Genomic DNA, 5,314 nt, shown 5'->3' with positions numbered 1-5,314 from the left:
TCAAATAGATTAAGAATAGCCATCCAAAAGTCAGGTCGTTTATCGAAAGAGTCGCTGAAATTATTAAAAAGCTGTGGCGTTAAATTCAATATCAATGAACAGCGACTCATCGCCCACGCTGACAACATGCCAATCGATCTGCTACGAGTTCGAGATGATGATATTCCAGGCCTAGTGATGGACGGCGTGGTAGATTTAGGCTTTATTGGCGAAAATGTATTAGAAGAGGAGCAAATTGAGCGTCAAACCTTAGGAAAGCCAGCAGAATGTATCAAATTACGTCAGCTTGATTTTGGTGCTTGCCGTTTATCACTCGCTGTTCCTAACGAGTTTAGCTACCAAGATGCTAACTCACTGGAAGGCCTGCGCATTGCAACATCTTATCCCAACATACTTCGTCGCTTCATGCAGGAAAAAGGCATTACCTATAATGACTGTATGCTAAAGGGCTCGGTTGAAGTGGCGCCCCGAGCTGGATTGTCTGACGCAATATGTGACCTCGTATCAACGGGCGCAACATTGGAAGCCAATGGATTATACGAAACTGATGTCATCTATCAGTCAATGGCGTGTCTCATTCAGTCAACAAAAAGCCAGCCAGATGATAAGCAAGCGCTGATCAATAAAATACTGTCGCGTATTAATGGTGTCGTCCGTGCTAAAGAGAGCAAATATATCCTGCTACACGCACCGACCGAAACACTAGAACAAATTGTAGCGCTACTTCCTGGCGCAGAAAACCCAACCATATTGCCACTAAAAGATGATAGTAATCGCGTCGCCATTCACGCTGTCAGCACAGAAGATCTCTTCTGGGACACCATGGAAGAGCTAACACAGTTAGGTGCCAGCTCAATTCTTGTTATGCCTATCGAAAAAATGATGGGGTAAGCTGATGGACATCCTCAATTGGCAAACGCTAACGCCCAGCGCAAAACAAGCAGCACTATTAAGATCGCCTTTAATTGGTGATGCAAATCTAGAGCAAAGCGTTGCGACGATTATTGAAGCGGTCGTTAATGATGGCGATCAGGCATTGCGTCGTTTCAATAAGCAGTTTGATAACGTCAATATTGACCAACTTAAACTGTCAAAAGATGAAATAGCCAACGCCTGCGCTGCAGTGCCCGAACAACTTAAACAGGCGATTGCGCAGGCCAAAGGTAATATCAAGGCTTTTCATCAAGCGCAGATCTCAACCAAGGTTGATATTGAAACTCAGCCAGGGGTGCGTTGTGAGCTGAGAACTGAGCCAATTGAGAAGGTCGGACTCTATATTCCAGGGGGCACAGCGCCGTTAATTTCAACGGTACTCATGCTAGCACTGCCCGCAAAAATCGCCGGCTGTGCCAAGCGAGTTTTGGTCAGCCCACCGCCGATCAACGACGCCATTATCTATGCTGCCAATGCTTGTGGTATTACCGAAATCTATCAAGTTGGCGGCGCTCAAGCGATAGCCGCACTGGCTTTTGGCACCGAGTCAGTGCCGCAGGTCGATAAGATTTTTGGCCCTGGTAACCGTTTTGTCACCGAAGCAAAGCGCGCAGTGAGCCAAGATAATCGCGCAACGGTCAGTATCGATATGCCTGCGGGTCCATCAGAAGTATTGGTGATTGCAGATGCTGACGCCAATGCCGAATTCGTTGCTGCCGATCTGTTATCGCAAGCAGAACACGGCCCTGACTCCCAAGTCATGCTCGTTACCGACTCAAGCATACTTGCAGACCAGGTTAATCAGGCATTAACCCAGCAACTAGCGCTACTTTCTCGCTCAGAGGTGGCTAAAACGGCGCTCGGTTGCAGCCGCACATTGCTGGTGAGCAACATGATAGAAGCTGCAGCGGTGTCAAATCGTTATGGACCAGAGCACTTAATCATTCAAACGGCACAACCCAGAGATATTCTGGTCAACATCCGCGCTGCTGGATCAGTTTTCCTAGGGCCTTATACTCCAGAATCTGTGGGGGATTATGCCAGCGGTACTAATCACGTATTACCCACATACGGCTACAGCAAAACGGTTTCAAGCTTGTCTTTAGCGGATTTTAGCCGCCGATTTACGGTGCAAGAACTGACCCCTGAAGGCTTAGTCTCTTTAAGCGATACCGTGATGATATTGGCTGCAGCAGAGCAGCTCGATGCTCATAAAAATGCGGTTGCGCTGCGTATTGCCGCAATCAACAACCAAGCTCTGGAGGCGTGATGACAACTGCAAAAAACCTTGCCCAGCGCCTAGCCAGACCAGAACTGTTAGATCTACAAATCTATCAATCTGCGCGGCGTATCGGTGGTCAAGGAGATATCTGGATAAACGCCAATGAATCACCGTTTAATAACAGCAGTTTAGAAGGCGTAAACCGCTATCCAGAGTGCCAACCCTCTGCATTGATAGACGCTTATAGCCGCTATAGTGGTGTTGCTAGTAATTGCATATTAACGGGACGCGGCGCAGATGAAGCGATTGAAATCCTCATTCGTACTTTTTGTACTCCAGCACAAGATGCGATTGCAACTTTCGGCCCTACTTATGGCATGTATGCCATCAGTGCAAAGACCGCCAATGTCGCCGTAACCGCGCTGCAATTGACTGATGATTTCCAGCTGCCAAGTGACTATGCCTCTCAACTCGACGACTGTGCCTATAACGCAAACACCAAAATTGTGTTTATCTGCAACCCGAATAATCCAACCGGCAGCGTTATCGCTAAAGCCGAACTTATCAAGGTGATTGACAGTAACCCTGAGCGGATCATTGTCGTCGATGAAGCGTATATTGAGTTTAGCCCCGAGTATTCGGTAGCTGATCTTGTTGAAAGTAGAGCCAACCTAGTGGTACTGCGTACCTTGTCAAAAGCATTTGCGTTAGCGGGCGCCCGTTGTGGATTTTTACTAGCAAATCCTGACATTATTGATATGTGCATGCGAGTGATCGCCCCCTACCCGGTGCCGCTCCCCGTGAGTGATTTAGCGGTAAAAGCACTCAGCCCGCAAGGGTTACTGACGATGCAAAGCCAAGTTGATGACATGAGCCAGCAAGGCTTGCGGTTAGCACACGCTTTACAAGCCTATGGTGCGACGGTAGTGAATGCACATGGCAACTACGTATTGGCCCAATTTAGCGATAAAACGACCGTGCAACAAAAATTGACTCAAGCTGGCGTCATCGCCAGAAGTTACAGCGATAGCCGTTTAGCAGACTCGATTCGCTTTAGTTTCTCAAACCGGTCGCAAACAGATTATTTAATTAGCCTGTTTTCAGCGTCGAATTAACAAGAATAACAATGATAATGGTTCGACCCTAGGTTAAGCCATTCAATCTAAAAATCTGAAAGGTATCACCGCTATGAAACAGAAAATACTCTTTATCGACCGTGACGGCACTATTATCGAAGAGCCAATCACTGACAAGCAAGTCGATAGCTTGGCAAAGTTAGTTTTTGAGCCCAATGTCATTCCTGCATTATTGAAGCTACAAAAAGCAGGCTATCGTCTTGTCATGGTCAGCAACCAAGATGGCCTAGGCACTCCGTCTTTCCCTAAAGATGATTTTGATGCGCCGCAAGACATGATGATGCAAATTTTGAGCAGCCAAGGCGTGAAGTTTGACGACGTGCTTATTTGCCCACATTTCAATGATGAAAACTGCAGCTGCCGCAAACCTAAGCTTGGCCTTGTTAAAACGTACCTGACAACAGGCCGTATCGATTTTACCCAGTCAGCCGTTATTGGTGATCGTGAGACAGATATGGGCCTCGCAGATGCAATGGGGATCCAAGGATTACAGTACCACCCACAAAATCTTACCTGGGATGATATTGCCGATAAGCTACTGAGTAAAAACCGTATTGCGACGGTCATACGCACCACCAAAGAGACTGATATCAAGGTGACTATCGATTTGGACTCTGGCGTAAAAGGCAGTATCGATACTGGCATCGGCTTTTTCGACCATATGCTGGAGCAAATTTCGACTCACGGTAACTTTAAGATGGACGTTAACGTTGATGGCGATCTGGAGATTGATGATCACCATAGCGTTGAAGACACTGCGTTGGCGATTGGTGATGCATTGCGTCAAGCATTAGGCGACAAACGCGGTATTGCACGATTTGGCAATGCATTTGAACAGTCCATCCCAATGGATGAAGCCAGTGCCGAGTGTCTACTCGATCTATCGGGTCGTCCCTTTATCAAGTTTTCAGCCGAATTTGAGCGTGAAATGGTCGGTACGATGGCAACAGAGATGGTACCGCACTTCTTCCGCTCCTTTGCTGATGGCCTACGTTGCACTTTGCACTTAACCACCGTCGGCGATAACGACCACCACAAAGTTGAGAGTCTGTTTAAGGTGCTTGGTCGCACTTTACGCCAAGCTGTTGCGATTGAAGGTGATTCGCTGCCATCGAGTAAAGGTGTGCTATGAGCAAAATAGAGGCCCAAAGTCAGATTATCGAAGATGCTGCGGTGACAGGGTCCACGGTCATTATCGATACCGGCTGCGCCAATTTAAGTTCTGTTCGCTACGCCTTTGAGCGTTTACTCTCTGTTGATGAGCGTAAAAACTTAGTGGTGACTGACGACATAACGGCAATCAAGGCAGCGACCCGGGTGATCCTGCCCGGAGTCGGCACAGCGGGGGCTGCGATGGCGTCATTACACAACAAACAGTTGGTAGAGGTTATTAAAGCCTTAACTCAACCCGTGCTAGGCGTCTGTTTGGGCATGCAAATGCTGACCCGAGTCTCTAAAGAGCGTGGCGCAACGGCAACCGATTGCGAATGTTTAGGTTTGATCCCAACGGATATTGAGCAATTGGACAGTAAAGGGCTACCGCTGCCGCACATGGGCTGGAATCAGATCACCCCTTCAGCGCATCCCATATTCAACGGTATCGACACTGGCGCCTATGTGTATTTTGTCCATAGCTACCGAGCGCCAATCAGTGAATACACCATAGCAACAGCTGAACACGGTGAGCAATTTAGCGCAGCCATCGCCAAAGATAATTTTATTGGCCTGCAGTTTCACCCGGAAAAGAGCGCTGCAGTGGGGGCAAAGATGCTTAAAAACTTCTTAACCATGACTCAGTCCACCTTAGCAAGAAGCAAACCGTACCAGAGGCAATCATGATAATACCTGCAATTGATCTAATAGAAGGCCAAGTGGTTCGTCTCTATCAAGGCGATTACAACCAACAGACGACATTTGACTTAAGCCCGTTAGCACAGCTGCAATCTTACCAAGAGCAAGGGGCTAACTTACTGCATATTGTTGATTTAACCGGGGCTAAAAACCCGAGAAAACGACAAACTCA

The 5,314-nt window shown here is 47.6% G+C and carries 6 protein-coding genes; all 6 read left to right on the top strand.

Going from position 1 to position 5,314, the window contains the following annotated elements:
- On the top strand, positions 1–891 hold an 891-nt coding region (gene hisG / locus CXF82_RS00490; RefSeq protein ID WP_102043474.1), incomplete at its 5' end, for an ATP phosphoribosyltransferase.
- A gap of 4 nt (positions 892–895) precedes the next feature.
- The gene (hisD, locus tag CXF82_RS00485; protein WP_102043473.1) at positions 896–2,203 is read left to right on the top strand and encodes a histidinol dehydrogenase; all 1,308 of its coding nucleotides are present in this window, start codon (positions 896–898) and stop codon (positions 2,201–2,203) included.
- Positions 2,203–3,270 (top strand): histidinol-phosphate transaminase, encoded by a 1,068-nt coding sequence (gene hisC / locus CXF82_RS00480; RefSeq protein WP_102043472.1) that lies wholly within the window; start codon positions 2,203–2,205, stop codon positions 3,268–3,270. The genes hisD and hisC overlap by 1 nt, the downstream gene beginning before the upstream one ends.
- Before the next feature lie 73 nt (positions 3,271–3,343).
- Positions 3,344–4,423 carry a bifunctional histidinol-phosphatase/imidazoleglycerol-phosphate dehydratase HisB gene (gene hisB, locus CXF82_RS00475; protein WP_102043471.1) on the top strand — a complete coding sequence of 360 codons (1,080 nt, stop codon included), beginning with the start codon at positions 3,344–3,346 and terminating at the stop codon, positions 4,421–4,423.
- Positions 4,420–5,130, top strand: coding sequence for an imidazole glycerol phosphate synthase subunit HisH (gene hisH / locus CXF82_RS00470; protein WP_102043470.1), 711 nt, complete (start codon positions 4,420–4,422; stop codon positions 5,128–5,130). The genes hisB and hisH overlap by 4 nt, the downstream gene beginning before the upstream one ends.
- On the top strand, positions 5,127–5,314 hold a 188-nt coding region (locus tag CXF82_RS00465; protein ID WP_257982694.1), incomplete at its 3' end, for a HisA/HisF-related TIM barrel protein. The genes hisH and CXF82_RS00465, both read left to right, overlap by 4 nt.

Origin of the sequence: Shewanella sp. GutDb-MelDb (assembly GCF_002836075.1) — a bacterium.
Classification (GTDB): Bacteria; Pseudomonadota; Gammaproteobacteria; order Enterobacterales; family Shewanellaceae; genus Shewanella.
The sequence above is the reverse complement of the archived record's forward strand: the minus strand, read 5'-3'. Positions and strand labels throughout refer to the sequence as shown.